Origin of the sequence: Streptomyces sp. NPDC097595, from assembly GCF_044761525.1 — a bacterium.
Classification (GTDB): domain Bacteria; phylum Actinomycetota; class Actinomycetes; order Streptomycetales; family Streptomycetaceae; genus Streptomyces; species Streptomyces drozdowiczii_A.
The window spans coordinates 18,238-33,746 of record NZ_JBIWCN010000019.1 but is presented as its reverse complement, the minus strand read 5'-3'; the positions used below and the strand labels follow the sequence as shown (position 1 = coordinate 33,746).

Here is a 15,509-nt window from a genome sequence, read left to right as displayed (position 1 = left end):
GCGCCCGAGACGTGGGTGCCGTTCCAGTATGCGGGATCGGCAACCGCCCTTACCCGTACGGGACGACCTAAACGCCCAACAGTGACCAATCACTCCATTTCAGCAACCCTGGTTGCAACCAGTGACATCACACTTACGCAGTGCCACAGTCGTGTGTATGCAGCCTCGTTCACAGCAGGGGTTCCACCCCGTCTTCTGCACCATCGTCCCGCCCCACGTCCTCGACAAGCTGTCCCAGTCCGACGACCCCGTCCTCGCCGATCCGGCCCGCCGCACCCTGGAGTCCGACGCGGCCCGGCGCACCCGCCGCCAGATGACGGCCGTCGCCCGGCCCACGGCCCCCGTCGAGCCGGACGACGAGGGCAGCGCCAAGCCCCACCGCACGCTCTACGACTGCCGCCACGGCACGGACCTGCCGGGCACCAAGGTCCGCGGCGAGGGCGAGAAGCCCACGAAGGACGCCAGCGTCAACCGCGCGTACGCGGGCCTCGGCGCCACCTTCGACCTGCTGCTCACCGCCTACGGCCGGCGCTCCATCGACGGCCACGGGCTCCCCCTGATCGGGTCCGTCCACTACGACGAGAAGTACAACAACGCCTTCTTCGACGGCGAGCAGATGGTCTTCGGCGACGGGGACGGCGAGATCTTCCTCGACTTCACCGTCGCCATCGACGTGATCGCCCACGAACTGGCCCACGGGCTCACGCAGTACACCGCCAACCTGAGCTACTACGGCCAGTCCGGCGCGCTCAACGAGTCGGTCTCGGACGTCTTCGGCTCCCTCGTGAAGCAGTACTCGCTGGGCCAGACCGCCGACCAGGCGGACTGGCTGATCGGCGAGGGGCTGCTCGCGCCCCGGGTCCAGGGCGTGGCGCTGCGCTCGATGAAGGCGCCCGGCACGGCGTACGACGACGACGTGCTCGGCAAGGACCCACAGCCGGCGTCCATGGACGACTACGTCCACACCGGCGACGACAACGGCGGGGTCCACCTCAACTCCGGCATCCCCAACCGCGCGTTCTATCTCCTGGCGACCGCGCTGGGCGGCAGCTCCTGGGAGCGGGCGGGCCAGCTCTGGTTCGATGTGCTCACAGGTGGTGAACTGGCGGTGGACGCGGACTTCGCGGACTTCGCCCGGCTGACCGTGGCGGCGGCGCGCAGCCGCTTCGGCGAGGGCGACGAGGTGGAGGCCGTTCTCAAGGCGTGGTCGGAGGTGGGCGTTCCGACCGACTAGGAAGGGACACCGCATGCGGATCCAGGTGAGCAGGACCGGCGGCTTCGCCGGCATCGCGCGCCACCGCGAGATCGACACCTCCGGACTGGCCGACGCCCAGGAGTGGGAGGCCCTGGCCGGCACGGCACTCGCCGACGGCCAGGCCGCCGCGCCCCGGGGCGTCCCGGACGGCTTCAGCTACCGGATAACGGTGGACGGCCGGACCGTGCACTGCGCGGACCCCCGTCTGACCGAGGCCCAGCGCGCCCTGATCTCACGCGTCCTGAAGGAGGGCGCGTGAGATCAGGCCCTCAAGGGTCTGGCAGGTCTCAGAACCCGAGCTTGCGCAGTTGCTTGGGATCGCGCTGCCAGTCCTTGGCGACCTTGACGTGCAGGTCGAGGAAGACGGGGGTGCCGAGCAGGGCCTCGATGTGCTTGCGGGACTTGGTGCCGACGTCCTTCAGGCGCTTGCCCTTCGGGCCGATGATGATGCCCTTCTGGCTGGGGCGCTCGATGTAGACGTTGGCGTGGATGTCCAGCAGCGGCTTGTCCGCCGGCCGGTCCTCGCGCGGCAGCATCTCCTCCACGACGACCGCGATGGAGTGCGGCAGCTCGTCGCGTACGCCTTCGAGCGCGGCCTCGCGGATCAGCTCCGCGACCATCACCATCTCCGGCTCGTCCGTGAGGTCGCCCTCGGGGTAGAGCGGCGGGCTCTCGGGCAGCAGCGGGGCGATCAGGTCGGAGAGCAGGTCGACCTGCTGGTCCTTGACGGCCGAGACCGGGATGATCTCCGCCCACTCGAAGCCCAGCTCCTCGCCGAGCCGCGAGACGGCCAGCAGCTGTTCGGCGAGCTGCTTGGAGTCGACCAGGTCGGTCTTGGTGATGATCGCGATCTTGGGCGTCTTCCGGATGCCCGCGAGCTCCTTGACGATGTACTTGTCGCCGGGGCCGAGCTTCTGGTCGGCGGGCAGGCAGAAACCGATCACGTCGACCTCGGCCCAGGTGGTGCGCACGATGTCGTTCAGCCGCTCGCCCAGCAGGGTGCGCGGCTTGTGGAGCCCGGGGGTGTCGACCAGGATCAGCTGGGCGTCCGGCCGGTGCACGATGCCGCGCACGGTGTGCCGGGTCGTCTGCGGACGGTTGGAGGTGATGGCCACCTTCCGCCCGACCAGAGCGTTCGTCAGGGTGGACTTGCCCGCGTTGGGGCGGCCCACGAAGCAGGCGAAGCCGGCCCGGTGGGGGGCGGGGTTCTCGGCCTGCCGCGCGGCGGCTTCAGGGTTAGGTCGAACGCTCATGGCGCCCATTGTCCCCGATCCCGGGGGCGCCGGGGCACCGAGGCGCCCGCCACGCCCTCCGGGCCCGGTCCGGACGGCCCCGGGCCCCGCCCCCGTACCGGGGTCAGCCGGCCGTGACGCTGAGCCGGAGCTGTCCGTCCGGCCCGGCGAGCAGCACCGGCGTGCCCGCCCCGCCCAGGTCCCGTACGGCGGCCCGGTCCTCCTCGGAGGGGGCCTCGGCCTCGGAGACGATCGCGGCGGCCTCCAGGGACTTCGCCCCGCTGGCCACCGCCATCGCGACGGCCGTCCGCAACGCGCTGAGCTTCAGCGACTCCAGCTCCACGGTGCCGGCCACATAGGTGCGCCCGGTCTCGTCCCGGACGGCCGCGCCCTCGGGGACGCCGTTGCGGGCGCGGGCGCTGCGCGCCAGGGTGACGATCTTGCGGTCCTCGGCGCCGAGGTCGGTGGTGCCGGTGCTCTCAGTCATGTGCCGAGCATACGAAGCCCGGCGCGGACCGGGGCGGGCGGGAGCCCTGGAGCCTGTCTGCCTCAGGGGCGGTCGAGCCGCAGCCGCTCCGCCTTCGGCAGCCCGGCCACCACCAGGTCGTAGCTGTCCTCGATGAGCTCGCGCAGCTTCGCGTCGGGCAGTCCGGAGACGGTGACGGTGTTCCAGTGGCGCTTGTTCATGTGCCAGCCGGGCACCACCGCCTCGTACTCCTCGCGCAGCCGCACCGCCTCGTCGGGGTCGCACTTGAGGTTCACCGTCAGCGGCCGGGCGTCCAGCTCGCTGAGCGCGAACATCTTGCCGAGCACCTTGAAGACGGACGCCCCGGGCCCGAACGGGAACTCCTCGGCGCTCGCGTTGAAGCTCAGGCAGAAGGCCCTCAGCTGCTGCGGGGTCATTCCGGCGTCTCCTCCTCCTCGGGAGCCACCGGCTCCACCAGCACCGTGACGATCTTGTTGCGCCGGCCCGCCGGGGACTCCGCGGTCAGCCGCAGCCGCCGCCCGTCGGGCAGTTCGACCTCGGAGGACGCGCCGGCGATCGGGACCCGGCCCAGCGCCTTCGCGAGGAGTCCGCCGACCGTCTCCACGTCCTCGTCGTCGTACTCGTCGAGGCCGAACAGCTCGCCGAGGTCCCCGATGTCGAGCCGGGCGGTGACCCGGAAGCAGCCGTTCTCCAGCTCCTGGACGGGCGGCAGCTCGCGGTCGTACTCGTCGGTGATCTCGCCGACGATCTCCTCCAGGATGTCCTCGATGGTGACGATGCCCGCCGTGCCGCCGTACTCGTCGATGACGACGGCGACGTGGCTGCGTTCCTGCTGCATCTCGCGCAGCAGATCTCCGGCGTTCTTGGTGTCGGGCACGAACGACGCCGGGCGCATCGCGGTGGAGACCGGGTCGGCCTCCGACTCCCGGTTGATGTGCGTCTTGCGGACCAGGTCCTTCAGATAGACGATCCCGACCACGTCGTCCTCGTTCTCGCCGGTGACCGGGATGCGCGAGAAGCCGGAGCGCAGGGCGAGGGTGAGAGCCTGACGGATCGTCTTGTAGCGCTCGATGCAGACGAGGTCGGTGCGCGGGACCATCACCTCGCGCACCAGGGTGTCGCCGAGCTCGAAGACGGAGTGCACCATGCGGCGCTCCTCGTCCTCGATCAGCGACTCCTGCTCGGCGAGGTCCACCATGGCCCGCAGCTCGGCCTCGCTGGCGAACGGGCCCTTGCGGAATCCCTTGCCGGGGGTCAGCGCGTTGCCGATGAGGATCAGCAGCTGCGGGATGGGCCCCATGATCCGGGCCAGCGGCAGCAGCACGTACGCCGAGGCGGTCGCCGTGTTCAGCGGGTGCTGGCGGCCGATGGTGCGCGGGGAGACGCCGATCGCGACGTACGAGACGAGGACCATCACACCGATGGCGACGGCCAGCGCCTCCCAGGTCTCCGGGAACTCCTTCAGGCAGGCGTACGTGACGAGCACCCCGGCGGCCATCTCGCAGGCGACCCGCACCAGCAGGGCGACGTTGAGATAGCGCGTCGGGTCGGCCGCGACCTGCTCCAGCTTGGCGCTGCCGCGGCGGCCCGAGCGGACCGCCTCGGCGGCCCGGAAGCTCGACGTACGGGCGATGCCCGCCTCGGCGCAGGCGGCCAGCCAGCCGACGACGACCAGCAGGACGACGCCGGAGATCAGGGGCAGGCTCACGAGACGGTCGGGGCGGGGGACGGGCCGGTCAGCCCGCGCTCACCGCGCCAGCCGTCCACGATGGCCGCCTGGAGGCCGAACATCTCGGCCTTCTCGTCCGGCTCCTCGTGGTCGTAGCCCAGCAGGTGCAGCACCCCGTGGACGGTGAGCAGCTGGAGCTCCTCGTCCATGGAGTGCTGGGTCTCGGCCTCCTCGCCCTGCCGCTTGGCGACCTCGGGGCAGAGCACGATGTCACCGAGGAGCCCCTGCGGGGGCTCCTCGTCGTCCTTGGCCGGCGGACGCAGCTCGTCCATCGGGAAGGACATGACATCGGTCGGGCCCGGGAGGTCCATCCACTGGATGTGCAGCTGCTCCATGGCCGCGGAGTCCACCACGATCACCGAGAGTTCGGAGAGGGGGTGGATCCGCATGCGCGCGAGCGCGTAGCGGGCGATGTCGAGGATCGCCTGCTCGTCGACCTCGGTTCCGGACTCGTTGTTGACGTCGATCGACATGGTGCGCTGCTACTGCTTCCCGTTGTGACGGCCGCGGCCCCGATGGCCCCCGCCGTCCTGCTCGCCCTTGCTGTTGTCGTACTTCTCGTACGCGTCGACAATACGGCCGACCAGCTTGTGCCGGACGACATCCTGGGAGGTGAGGCGGGAGAAGTGCACGTCGTCGATGCCCTCCAGGATGTCCTGCACCTGGCGCAGACCGCTCTTGGTCCCCGTCGGCAGGTCGACCTGGGTGATGTCACCGGTGACGACGATCTTGGAGTCGAAGCCGAGCCGGGTCAGGAACATCTTCATCTGCTCGGCGCTGGTGTTCTGCGCCTCGTCCAGGATGATGAAGGCGTCATTGAGCGTGCGGCCCCTCATATAAGCCAAGGGCGCCACCTCGATCGTGCCCGCGGCCATCAGGCGCGGGATCGAGTCGGGGTCGAGCATGTCGTGCAGGGCGTCGTAGAGCGGGCGCAGGTACGGGTCGATCTTGTCGAACAGCGTGCCGGGCAGGAAGCCCAGGCGCTCGCCCGCCTCGACGGCCGGGCGGGTCAGGATGATGCGGCTGACCTGCTTGGACTGGAGGGCCTGGACCGCCTTGGCCATGGCCAGGTAGGTCTTGCCGGTACCGGCGGGGCCGATGCCGAAGACGATCGTGTGCTTGTCGATCGCGTCGACGTACCGCTTCTGGTTGAGCGTCTTGGGGCGGATCGTGCGGCCCCGGCTGGACAGGATGTTCTGCGTCAGCACCTCGGCCGGGGTCTCCGTGCCGTCCGCCTGGCCGTTGTCGGTGGCCTTGAGCATCGCGATCGACCGTTCCACGGCGTCCTCCGTCATCGGCTGCCCGGTGCGGAGCACCAGCACCATCTCGTCGAACAGGCGCTGGATCAGGGCGATGTCCGCCGCGTCGCCCGTCGCGCTTATGTCATTTCCCCGGACGTGGATGTCGGCCGCCGGGAACGCCGCTTCGATCACGCGCAGCAGCGAGTCGCCCGCTCCCAGGAGCATCACCATCGGGTGAGCGGCCGGGATGCTGATGTGGGCACGCGCCTGCGGCTGTGTGGGTGACTGAGTCATGGGCCGGCCCTCGGGCCTGCGCATACCTCCTGTTGCAGGGTTCTCGCTGCTCGAAAACCTCGTGTGCCTCAAGCCTACGACTCCGTACTGACAACACCAGAGGTTTTACGGGGCAGTGGGGTCAGGCGCGGAAACCGATCGTCGGCACGGCCCGGCGCAGCGGCCAGGGCCGGGCGGCGGCCGGCAGCAGTTCGTCCAGGAAGGCGTAGCGCCGCAGCGCGGCCGGGTCCTGTCCGGCGCAGGTGCGCACCTGCTGCCACCAGGCGGCGATCTCCGCCCAGCCGGGGGCCGAGAGCGAGCCGCCGAACTCCTGGACGGAGAGGGCGGCGGTCAGCCCGGCGAACGCGAGGCGGTCGGCGAGGGGCCAGCCGGCCAGGGTGCCGGTGACGAAGCCGGCCACGAAGACATCGCCGGCGCCGGTCGGGTCCAGCGCCTCGACCTCGATGGCCGGGACCTCGGCGGCGGTACCGGTGGCGGCGTCGACCGCGTAGGCGCCCTCGGAGCCCAGGGTGACGACGGCGAGCGGTACGCGTTCGGCGAGGGCGTGCGCGGCGGCCCGGGGGCAGTCGGTGCGGGTGTAGCGCATCGCCTCCTCGGCGTTGGGCAGGAAGGCGTGGCAGTGCTCCAGGCCGCTGAGGGCGTCCAGGTCCCAGCGCCCGGTCTCGTCCCAGCCGACGTCCCCGAAGATCAGGGCCCCCCGGCGGGCGGCCTCGGCGACCCAGGGTTCGGTGCGGCCCGGGACGAGTGAGGTGACGGCGGCCCGGGCCCTGGGCGGGCAGCGGGGGAAGGCGGGGGCCTCGGGCGAGGCGGTGGTGGGGAGCGACGGGGCCTCGTGGCCGTGCGAGACCATCGTCCGCTCGCCCTCGTACGCCATGGAGACGGTCACCGGGGAGTGCCAGCCGCGGACGGTGTGCGAGCGGGAGAGGTCGATGCCCTCGCCCTGTTCGAGCGCGTCCCAGCAGTACTCGCCGTAGTGGTCGTCGCCGAACGCGGCGGCCAGGGAGGTGCGCAGACCGAGGCGGGCCAGGGCGGTGGCCATGTTGGCGACGCCGCCGGGGCTGGAACCCATGCCGCGCGCCCAGGACTCGGTGCCCCGCACGGGGGCGCTGTCCAGGCCGGTGAAGATGATGTCCAGGAAGACCGTGCCGGTGAGGAAGACGTCGCAGTCGGGGTCCTGCGGGGCGCGCAGCCCGTCCAGCGGGTCGATCTGCGGAATGTCAGCGCTCACCTTGCACTCCCCGGTCGTGGCGGTTGCGGCCAGTGTGCCCGAAACGCGGCGCTGATGGACGAGTGCGCGCCGCGCGTGTGTTCACGGGCGCTGACCTGCATAAACATGCGCGATTACCCACCCGCGAACTGCATAAACACAAAAGTGGCCCAGATCACAGAACTCCGGCTTTCGGTGGGCCGGGGGCACTTGATACAAATTGGCCCGCGAGCACCGTTGGAGACGTACCCGACGGAAGCGCCGATTTCTCTGATTTCTCGTATTTCCCCCCTCCCTCCTGCCTCTTCTGGCATGTCTTCAGGAACGCCCATGTCCTCGCGCCCTCGCGCCGCGTGGCCCCTGGTCGCCGTGTTCACCGCCGGTTACCTCGCCGCCTACCTCCTCCCCACCATCGTGGGACGGCTCTCCGTCTATCTGGGCCTCAGCACGGCTCAGGCCGGGCTCGTCGGCAGCGCGCTGCTGCTGAGCTCGGCCTCCGCCGGCTTCTCCCTGGCGGGACGCGTGGAGACGTACGGGCCGTGCAGACCGGCGCGCGTGGGACTGATCCTGTGCGTGGTGGGGTACGGCTGCGCGGCGCTGGCTGGCACCGTGCCGCTGGTGGTCGCGGGCGCGGTGGTCGGCGGCTTCGGCTCCGGTACGGCGACCGCCGTCGCCGCGGCGGGCATCGCCGCCCAGAGCGACCCGCACCGCACCTCGTCCCTGGGCCTGCTGAGCGTGTCGGCGACCGCGGGCGCCCTGTATCTGACGGTCCCGCACCTGGGCGGCGGCCACCGGCTGCCGTTCGCCTCGATCGCCCTGGTCGCGCTCCTGGTCTGGCCGGCCACCTCCCGGCTCGACGGCTCCGCGCGCGAGGACCAGGCCGGACCGGCCGTCCCCGCGAAGGGCCGGCTGCCGCACCGCCGCTCCGGACTGGTGCTCGCGGGCGGGATGCTCATCTGGTCGATGGCGCAGAACGCGCTGTGGGGCGTGAGCAGCCGGATCGGCGTGGACCAGGTCGGGCTGTCCGAGGTGACGATCGGCGCCGTCTTCGCGGCCGCGCTCGGCGCCGGGCTGCTCGGTGTGATGGGCGCCGGGGTGCTGGGCTCGAAGCTGGGGCGCGCGGTCCCGATCGGGGTGGGCACCGCCGTCATCGCGGGGAGCATCGTGCTCAGCTCGTCCGCCGGGAGCCTGGGCTCCTTCGCGACCGGCGAGATCCTGTGGAACACCGTCTACCCGGTGGTCCTGTCGTATCTGATCGGTCTCGCCGCCTCCCTGGACGTACGCGGCCGCTGGGCGGTCCTCGCGGGCTCCGCCTCGTCCGTGGGTGTCGCCTGCGGGCCGGTGCTCGGCAGTGTGCTCTCGGAGGCGGCCGGCTACCCGGGGATGGGCCTGGTCCTGGGCGTGACGACCCTGCTGATAGCGCTCCCGGTGACCGCGGTGGCCCTGCACGTCGGCGGCCGTCCGCTGGTGCCCGGTTCGGTACGCCGCCGTGGCGGTGCGCCGGCGGCCCTGCTCGCGGTCACCACGGGTGCGGTGCCCGGGGCGGTGCCCAAGCTGGGCGCGCCCGAGCAGGCCGTCGCGGAGATCAGCATCCCGGCCCTGCGCCGCAGGCGCCTCGGCAGGAACGCGTTCCGGACGGCCGGCCCGGAGGGCGGTCAGTCGAACGCGTACGCCTCGACCTCGGACAGGTAGCGCGCCCTGCGCTCCTCGTCGTGGTCGAGGAAGGCAGCCTGGAAGCTGTTGCGGGCCAGGGTGCGCAGCTGCTCGCGGTCCAGGCCGAGCGCTTCGTGGACGGCGTGGAAGGTGTCTCCGACGTACCCGCCGAAGTAGGCGGGGTCGTCGGAGTTCACCGTGCAGAGCAGCCCGGCCTCCAGCATGGCGGGCAGCGGGTGCTGTTCCAGGGTGTCGATCGCGCGCAGCCGTACGTTGGACAGCGGGCAGAGCGTGAGCGGTACGCGCTCCGCGACCAGCCGCTTCACCAGGTCCGGGTCCTCCATGCAGCGCAGCCCGTGGTCGATCCGCTCCACGCCGAGGACGTCGAGCGCCTCGCGGATGTAGGAGGGCGGCCCCTCCTCCCCCGCGTGGGCGACCTTGCGCAGACCGAGCTCCCCGGCCCTCTCGTACACCTCGCGGAACTTCACGGGCGGGTGGCCGACCTCGGCGGAGTCCAGGCCGACGGCACTGATCCGGTGCAGGTGCGGCCGGGCGGCCTCCAGGGTCTCCAGGGCCGATTCGGCGGACTGGTCGCGCAGGAAGCACATGATCAGCTGGGTGGAGATGCCGTGCTTCTCCTCGCTGCGCTCCAGCGCCCGGCCCAGGCCCTCCACGACGGTGCCGAGGGGCACGCCGCGCGCGGTGTGGGCCTGCGGGTCGAAGAAGATCTCGGCGTGGCGGACGCCCTGGGCGGCGGCCCGGGTGAGGTAGGCGTCGGCGAGCTCGGTGAAGTCGTCCTCGGTCCGCAGCACGGCCATCAGGGCGTAGTAGAGGTCCAGGAAGCTCTGGAGGTCCTCGAAGAGGTACGCGGTGCGCAGGGCTTCGGTGTCCGCGTACGGCAGGGTCACGCCGTTGCGCGCGGCGAGCGCGAAGGCCAGTTCCGGTTCGAGGGTCCCCTCGATGTGGAGGTGGAGTTCGGCTTTGGGGAGGTGCACGGTGATCTCAATCGTTCTCGGGGTGGTGCTACGGGTGCCGGCTCGGAACCGGTACGCGCATGAGGTCCTGGGCGACGGTGAGCTCGCCCTCGTAACCGGCCGCCCGGGCCTCGGCCTCGAACGCCTCCGGTTCCGGATAGCGCTGGGAGAAGTGCGTCAGGACGAGGTGCCGTACGCCCGCCTCCCGGGCGACCCGGGCCGCCTGGGAGGCGGTCAGATGGCCGTGGTCGGCGGCCAGCTTCCGGTCCGCGTCGAGGAAGGTCGACTCGATGACCAGCAGGTCGCAGCCCTCGGCGAGGGTGTACACCCCGTCGCAGAGCCTGGTGTCCATGATGAACGCGAACCGCTGTCCGCGCCTGGGCTCGGACACGTCGGCGAGCGTGATCCCGCCGAGGGCGCCCTCGCGCTGGAGGCGTCCGACGTCCGGCCCCTTGATGCCGTGCTCGGCGAGCTTCGCGGGCAGCATCCGCCGCCCGTCGGGCTCGGTGAGCCGGTAGCCGTACGACTCGACGGGGTGCGAGAGCCGGTGGCTGTCGAGGGTGTACGCGGCGGTGGTGGCCAGTGGTCCGTCGGCGGCGACGGGGGCCTCGGCCAGCTTCACGGTCTCGCGGTAGGCGGTGGCGTACCGCAGCCGGTCGAAGAAGCGCTGCCCGCTCGCCGGGTAGTGGGCGGTCACCGGGTGCGGGACCTGGTCGAGGTTGATCCGCTGGATCACCCCGGCCAGGCCGAGCGAGTGGTCGCCGTGGAAGTGCGTGACGCAGATGCGGTTGATGTCGTGCGCGGCGACCCCGGCCCGCAGCATCTGGCGCTGGGTGCCCTCGCCGGGGTCGAAGAGGATGCCCTCGCCGTCCCAGCGCAGCAGATAGCCGTTGTGGTTCCGGTGCCGTGTCGGGACCTGGCTGGCGGTCCCGAGCACGACGAGTTCACGGGCGGACATTATCCGGGCGGCCATTCCAGGCCCCGGCCGCCCAGGACGTGCGCGTGGGCGTGGAACACGGTCTGGCCGGCGCCGGCGCCGGTGTTGAACACGACCCGGTAGCCGGTCTGGTCGATCTTGTCGCCGGCGGCGACGTTGCCCGCCTCGCACAGCACGTCGGCGAGCACCTGCGGTTCGGCGGCGCCGAGGGATGCGGCGTCCGGGTAGTGCAGGCGCGGGATGACGAGGACGTGCGTCGGCGCCTGGGGGTTGATGTCGCGGAACGCGACGGTGGTGTCGGTCTCGCGGACGATGGTGGCCGGGATCTCGCCCGAGACGATCTTGCAGAACAGGCAGTCGGGCTGCGGTTCTCCTGCCATTCGCTTACGCGCTCCTTGAGCTCGGGTGATCCGTTGCGGCCCAGCCTATCGGGGGCTCTGCCCCCGTACCCCCGCTCCTCAATCGCCGGAGGGGCTTGATTTTGCCGCGCGGCCACCTCCAGCCTCGCCGGCGTTTGAGTCGCGGGGTCCGGGGCAGAGCCCCGAACCCCGCAGGCCCCCTAGTCCGACAGCCCCGGCAGCTCCGGTGCCGCCTTCGCCGGCGTCCGCTCCAGCGACTCCAGCGCCAGACGGATCGCCTCGTCCAGCTGGGGATCACGTCCCTCCGCGTGGTCCCGAGGCGTCATCACGACCTCCACATCCGGGTCCACGCCATGGTTCTCGACGCCCCACCCGTACCCCTCCAGCCAGAACGCGTACTTCGGCTGCGTGACCAGCGTCCCGTCGACCAGCCGGTACCGGCTGTCGATGCCGACCACGCCGCCCCACGTCCGGACCCCGACCACGGGCCCGATCTTCAGCGCCTTGATCGCCGCGTTCACGATGTCGCCGTCCGACCCGGAGAACTCGTTCGCCACGGCCACCACCGGCCCGCGCGGCGCGTCGCCCGGGTAGCTGTACGGCTGCATGTTGCGCGGCAGGTCCCAGCCCACGATGCGGCGGGCCAGCTTCTCGACCACGAGCTGCGAGGTGTGGCCGCCCCGGTTCTCCCGGACGTCCACGACCAGGCCCTCGCGCGCCATCTCGGTCCGCAGGTCGCGGTGGATCTGGGCCCAGCCGCCGCCGACCATGTCGGGGACGTGGAGGTAGCCGAGGCGCCCCCCGGACCGCTCGTGCACGTACGCCCGCCGGTCGGCGACCCACGCGTGGTAGCGCAGGGCCTCCTCGTCGGCGACGGGCACGACGACGACATGGCGCCGGTCGCCCCCGTCCGCCGGGGACACCGTCAGCTCGACGGGCTTGCCGGCCGAGCCGGTGAGCAGCGGCGCGGGCCCGGTCAGCGGATCGACCGGGTGCCCGTCGACGGCCAGGATCGCGTCGCCGGCCCGGACCGCCACACCCGGCGCGGCGAGCGGCGAGCGGGCGGCCGGGTCCGACGTCTCGGAGGGCAGCACGCGGTCGACGCGCCAGCTGCCGTCCTCCGCGCGCGAGAGGTCCGCCCCGAGCAGCCCCTGCCGGGCCGCGTCGTCGCGCCACCCGCCGGGCGGGGTGACGTAGGCGTGCGAGGTGCCCAGCTCGCCCTGGACCTCCCAGAGCAGGTCCATGAGGTCGTCGTGGGTCGCGACGCGCTCCAGGACCGGGCGGTAGCGGTCGAGGACCCCGGACCAGTCGACGCCGCCCATGTCGGGGCGCCAGAAGTTGTCCCGCATGACGCGCCCGGCCTCGTCGTACATCTGGCGCCACTCGGCGGCCGGGTCGAGGGTGCGGCGGATGCGGGAGAGGTCGACGGTGACGGCGTCGTCGTGGTCGTCGTCGCCCGCGGGCACCCGGCTGTCGGAGGGGACGACGGACAGCTTGCCGTGGTGGACGATCGCCAGCCGCTTCCCGTCACCGCTGACCGCGAAACGGCTGACGTCCGAGGACAGCTCCTCGCAGCGCAGCTTCTCCAGGTCGTACCGCTCCAGGACGGTGTCCGGGCGGCGGGCGTCCGGACCGGCCCCGCTGGTGCCGAGGACTCCGGTGAGCGGGTGGCGCAGCCAGAGCAGCCCGTCCCGCGCGGTGCGCAGCGAGGAGTAGACGCCGGCCTCGACGGGAAGGGGCACGATCCGGTCGGCGAGGCCGTCCAGGTCGATGCGGGTGATGGGGAGCGCGGTCGGGTTGTCCTCGCCGTCGCCGCCCTTCTCCTTCTCCGTGGGCCGGCCGTGCAACTGCGGTCCGAACGGGGAGGGCGTGGTGGCCGCGAGGGTGAGCAGGTGGGGCCGGCAGGAGCCGATGAACGCCATGTCGAATACGTGGGCGTCGTAGATCGGGTCGAAGGCGCGCTCGGAGAGGAAGGCGAGGTGCTTTCCGTCGGCGGTGAAGGCGGGCGCGAAGTCCCGGAACCGCAGCGGGGTCGCCTCGGAGACCGACAGGTCGGCGATGTGGGCCAGCTTGAGCTGGCTGAGCGGCTCGGGGCCGGGGTGCGACCAGGCGAGCCAGGCGGAGTCGGGCGACCAGGCGAGCCCGGAGGCGTCGCCGTTCTCGCTGCGGTCCACCTCGTGGATCTCGCCGCTCTCCCGCTCGACGATCAGCACCCGCCCGTCGTGCGCGGCGACCGCGAACCGGCTGCCGTCGGGGGCGGGGGCGAGGTCCAGGACGCGGCCCAGTCGGCCGGCCGCGAGGCGGCGGGGCGTGGCGCCGGGGGCGGTACCGGTGGCGGGGGCGATCTCCAGCGCGTCGTCGCCCTCGGCGTCGGTGACCCAGACGACGTGCTGGTCGCCGTCGGCCTGGAAGGTGCGCGGCAGCCTGGCCCGTACACCGGGCTCGGCGGCGAGCGCGCGGGCCGGGCCCTCGCGGTGGGTGACCCAGTGGACGGCGCCCCGCGACAGGACGGCGCTGCCCCGGCCGGTGCGGTCGGGCGAGGCGCCGGCCAGGTGGCTGTCGGCGTGCAGCGGGTAGGGCTGGAGGTCGGCGCGCTGGCCGCCGAGCCGGATCTCGACGCGGCGGGGCCCGTCGCTCTCCAGGCTGTCCAGGAGCCAGAGTTCACCGGCGGAGGCGTAGGCGACCCGGGTGCCGTCGGTGGTGGCCTGCCGGGCGTAGAAGCCGTCGACGGGGGTGTGCCGGCGCAGGCCGGTGCCGTCGGGCAGCGAGGAGTAGAGGGCGCCGGTGCCCTCGTGGTCGGAGAGGAACGCGATGCGCTCCCCCACCCACATCGGGCACTCGATGTTGCCGTCGAGGTCCTCGTGGATACGGGCGAACTCCAGCGGGTCGTCCTCGGCCGCGATCCAGAGCTTGCCGGCCGTGCCGCCCCGGTAGCGCTTCCAGGAGGCGGCCTCGCGGCCCATGGTGGCCGAGAGCAGCAGGACGCGTCCGCCCGGCCCGTACGCGAGGGAGCCGACGGGGCCGTACGGGAGGGTCCGCGCGGGACCGCCGTCGACCGGGACGGCCCGGGCCCAGCTGCGGCGCAGCGAGACCTGGCCCTGGGTGCTGGTGACGAGTACGTCGCCTTCGGGGGTCCAGCCGCGCACGGTGGTGCGGGCGTCGCCCCAGTGGGTGAGCCGCCGGGAGGGCCCGCCGTCGGCGGGGGCGAGGTGGACCTCGGGCGCCCCGTCGCGGGTGGACGTCCAGGCGACGAGGGTGCCGTCGGGAGATATGCGCGGCTGGGTGACGGGACGGTTGTCTGCGCTGACCCGCCACGCCCGGCCGCCGTCGAGTGGGGCGAGCCAGACGTCGTCCTCGGCGGTGAAGGCGATCAAGTCACCTTGGACATGGGGGTACCGGAGGTAGGAAGGCTGTGTCACACGATCACCCTAGGCCGCTGGTGTGCCTGGTGGCACGGGGTTGGCGGGAGTACGTCACACGTCGCGGGCGTGCCCCCGGGGCGGGCGGACCGGAGAATCGGCCAACCGCCCCGGTGACGCCGCTACTTGCCGGGGTAGGCGGTGACCGTCACCGTCACGGTGGCGGTCGGGCCGTTGCCCCGGCCCGGGGTTCCAGCGGGCGGCGCGGTCGTGGCCGGGGCGGTGCAGTCGCCGAGCAGGGTGGCCCGGAAGACGGCGCGCCCACCGGTCTTCGCGGTCATGTCCCCGCGTACGCACCGGCCTTCGACCGCGTAGGTGACCTGCCCGTCCAGCGCGATGTCCCCGCCGGACTTCGTCTTGCCGTCGCAGTGGACCTCGGCCGTCCGGCGCGTGGCGGAGGGCGCCCCCGAGCGGGTGGCGCCGTCCCCGTCGAGCGAGGCGGTGCAGGTCAGCCAGCGGACCTGGACGCCTTCGTGCTCCAGGGCGCGGGTGGCAGTCCGGTCGGTGGTGAAGGCGACGGACGCGGTGTTCAACGCGCCCGCGCCATCGGCCGGTTCACAGGCGGTGAGCCCGGTGACGGCGGCCGCGGCGAGGCAGAACGCGGCCGGAAAACGACGGGCCGCGCGACGGCCCCCTGCCCTTGATGTCCCCATACGGGCAGCTTCCCACCCCGCCTGACGGCGCGGTAGACCGCTTCCGGGCACAACCACCCCATCGAGGAC

The 15,509-nt window shown here is 72.3% G+C and carries 15 protein-coding genes; 3 read left to right on the top strand and 12 right to left on the bottom strand.

The annotated features are described in order from the left end of the window. Positions 1 to 157 precede the first annotated feature (157 nt). Complete coding sequence (locus ACIQZN_RS26340; RefSeq protein ID WP_403998603.1) at positions 158 to 1,234, top strand: M4 family metallopeptidase; 1,077 nt, start codon at positions 158 to 160, stop codon at positions 1,232 to 1,234. Between the two features lie 13 nt (positions 1,235 to 1,247). Further along, positions 1,248 to 1,514, top strand: a complete 267-nt coding sequence (locus tag ACIQZN_RS26335; protein ID WP_403998600.1) for a protealysin inhibitor emfourin — start codon at positions 1,248 to 1,250, stop codon at positions 1,512 to 1,514. A 28-nt stretch (positions 1,515 to 1,542) separates the two neighbouring features. On the opposite strand, the gene era is transcribed toward ACIQZN_RS26335, so the two are convergent. The 7 genes from era to ACIQZN_RS26300 form a co-directional block, all read right to left on the bottom strand. Next, a complete protein-coding gene (gene era / locus ACIQZN_RS26330; RefSeq protein ID WP_383303849.1) occupies positions 1,543 to 2,517 on the bottom strand; it encodes a GTPase Era in 975 nt (324 codons plus the stop codon). Positions 2,518 to 2,611: 94 nt separating this feature from the next. Then, positions 2,612 to 2,974 carry a cytidine deaminase gene (locus tag ACIQZN_RS26325; protein ID WP_403998596.1) on the bottom strand — a complete coding sequence of 121 codons (363 nt, stop codon included), beginning with the start codon at positions 2,972 to 2,974 and terminating at the stop codon, positions 2,612 to 2,614. Between the two features lie 62 nt (positions 2,975 to 3,036). Then, positions 3,037 to 3,390, bottom strand: a complete 354-nt coding sequence (locus tag ACIQZN_RS26320) for an MmcQ/YjbR family DNA-binding protein (RefSeq protein ID WP_403998593.1) — start codon at positions 3,388 to 3,390, stop codon at positions 3,037 to 3,039. Further along, positions 3,387 to 4,682 (bottom strand): hemolysin family protein, encoded by a 1,296-nt coding sequence (locus ACIQZN_RS26315; RefSeq protein ID WP_403998590.1) that lies wholly within the window; start codon positions 4,680 to 4,682, stop codon positions 3,387 to 3,389. The genes ACIQZN_RS26320 and ACIQZN_RS26315 overlap by 4 nt, the downstream gene beginning before the upstream one ends. Further along, the gene (gene ybeY / locus ACIQZN_RS26310; RefSeq protein WP_391265145.1) at positions 4,679 to 5,176 is read right to left on the bottom strand and encodes an rRNA maturation RNase YbeY; all 498 of its coding nucleotides are present in this window, start codon (positions 5,174 to 5,176) and stop codon (positions 4,679 to 4,681) included. The genes ACIQZN_RS26315 and ybeY overlap by 4 nt, the downstream gene beginning before the upstream one ends. 9 nt (positions 5,177 to 5,185) lie before the next feature. Further along, complete coding sequence (locus tag ACIQZN_RS26305) at positions 5,186 to 6,238, bottom strand: PhoH family protein (protein WP_393767698.1); 1,053 nt, start codon at positions 6,236 to 6,238, stop codon at positions 5,186 to 5,188. 121 nt (positions 6,239 to 6,359) lie between these two features. Continuing rightward, positions 6,360 to 7,466, bottom strand: coding sequence for a PfkB family carbohydrate kinase (locus tag ACIQZN_RS26300; protein WP_403998586.1), 1,107 nt, complete (start codon positions 7,464 to 7,466; stop codon positions 6,360 to 6,362). 309 nt (positions 7,467 to 7,775) lie between these two features. Here ACIQZN_RS26300 and ACIQZN_RS26295 point away from each other — a divergent pair, with 309 nt between their 5' ends. Then, a complete protein-coding gene (locus ACIQZN_RS26295) occupies positions 7,776 to 9,137 on the top strand; it encodes an MFS transporter (RefSeq protein WP_403998583.1) in 1,362 nt (453 codons plus the stop codon). Here the strand turns inward: ACIQZN_RS26295 and ACIQZN_RS26290 are convergent. The 5 genes from ACIQZN_RS26290 to ACIQZN_RS26270 form a co-directional block, all read right to left on the bottom strand. Continuing rightward, entirely contained in the window at positions 9,101 to 10,093 is a 993-nt protein-coding gene (locus ACIQZN_RS26290) for an adenosine deaminase (RefSeq protein WP_403998580.1), read from the bottom strand. The genes ACIQZN_RS26295 and ACIQZN_RS26290 overlap by 37 nt on opposite strands. A gap of 28 nt (positions 10,094 to 10,121) precedes the next feature. Beyond that, on the bottom strand, positions 10,122 to 11,030 hold the full coding sequence (locus ACIQZN_RS26285) for a ribonuclease Z (protein ID WP_403998938.1): 909 nt from the start codon (positions 11,028 to 11,030) through the stop codon (positions 10,122 to 10,124). After that, positions 11,030 to 11,389, bottom strand: a complete 360-nt coding sequence (locus tag ACIQZN_RS26280) for a histidine triad nucleotide-binding protein (protein ID WP_403998577.1) — start codon at positions 11,387 to 11,389, stop codon at positions 11,030 to 11,032. The genes ACIQZN_RS26285 and ACIQZN_RS26280 overlap by 1 nt, the downstream gene beginning before the upstream one ends. A gap of 179 nt (positions 11,390 to 11,568) precedes the next feature. Beyond that, the gene (locus tag ACIQZN_RS26275; RefSeq protein ID WP_403998574.1) at positions 11,569 to 14,742 is read right to left on the bottom strand and encodes a S41 family peptidase; all 3,174 of its coding nucleotides are present in this window, start codon (positions 14,740 to 14,742) and stop codon (positions 11,569 to 11,571) included. Positions 14,743 to 14,909: 167 nt separating this feature from the next. Further along, positions 14,910 to 15,320, bottom strand: a complete 411-nt coding sequence (locus tag ACIQZN_RS26270; protein ID WP_403998935.1) for a hypothetical protein — start codon at positions 15,318 to 15,320, stop codon at positions 14,910 to 14,912. Between the last annotated feature and the right edge of the window lie 189 nt (positions 15,321 to 15,509).

Bases quoted from the DNA above. Each gene is read 5' to 3' on its own strand.
- ACIQZN_RS26335 (WP_403998600.1), top strand. From the start codon at position 1,248: ATGCGGATCCAGGTGAGCAGGACCGGCGGCTTCGCCGGCATCGCGCGC.
- era (WP_383303849.1), bottom strand. From the start codon at position 2,517: ATGGGCGCCATGAGCGTTCGACCTAACCCTGAAGCCGCCGCGCGGCAG.
- ACIQZN_RS26280 (WP_403998577.1), bottom strand. From the start codon at position 11,389: ATGGCAGGAGAACCGCAGCCCGACTGCCTGTTCTGCAAGATCGTCTCG.
- ybeY (WP_391265145.1), bottom strand. From the start codon at position 5,176: ATGTCGATCGACGTCAACAACGAGTCCGGAACCGAGGTCGACGAGCAG.
- ACIQZN_RS26285 (WP_403998938.1), bottom strand. From the start codon at position 11,030: ATGTCCGCCCGTGAACTCGTCGTGCTCGGGACCGCCAGCCAGGTCCCG.
- ACIQZN_RS26295 (WP_403998583.1), top strand. From the start codon at position 7,776: ATGTCCTCGCGCCCTCGCGCCGCGTGGCCCCTGGTCGCCGTGTTCACC.
- ACIQZN_RS26320 (WP_403998593.1), bottom strand. From the start codon at position 3,390: ATGACCCCGCAGCAGCTGAGGGCCTTCTGCCTGAGCTTCAACGCGAGC.
- ACIQZN_RS26340 (WP_403998603.1), top strand. From the start codon at position 158: ATGCAGCCTCGTTCACAGCAGGGGTTCCACCCCGTCTTCTGCACCATC.
- ACIQZN_RS26325 (WP_403998596.1), bottom strand. From the start codon at position 2,974: ATGACTGAGAGCACCGGCACCACCGACCTCGGCGCCGAGGACCGCAAG.
- ACIQZN_RS26305 (WP_393767698.1), bottom strand. From the start codon at position 6,238: ATGACTCAGTCACCCACACAGCCGCAGGCGCGTGCCCACATCAGCATC.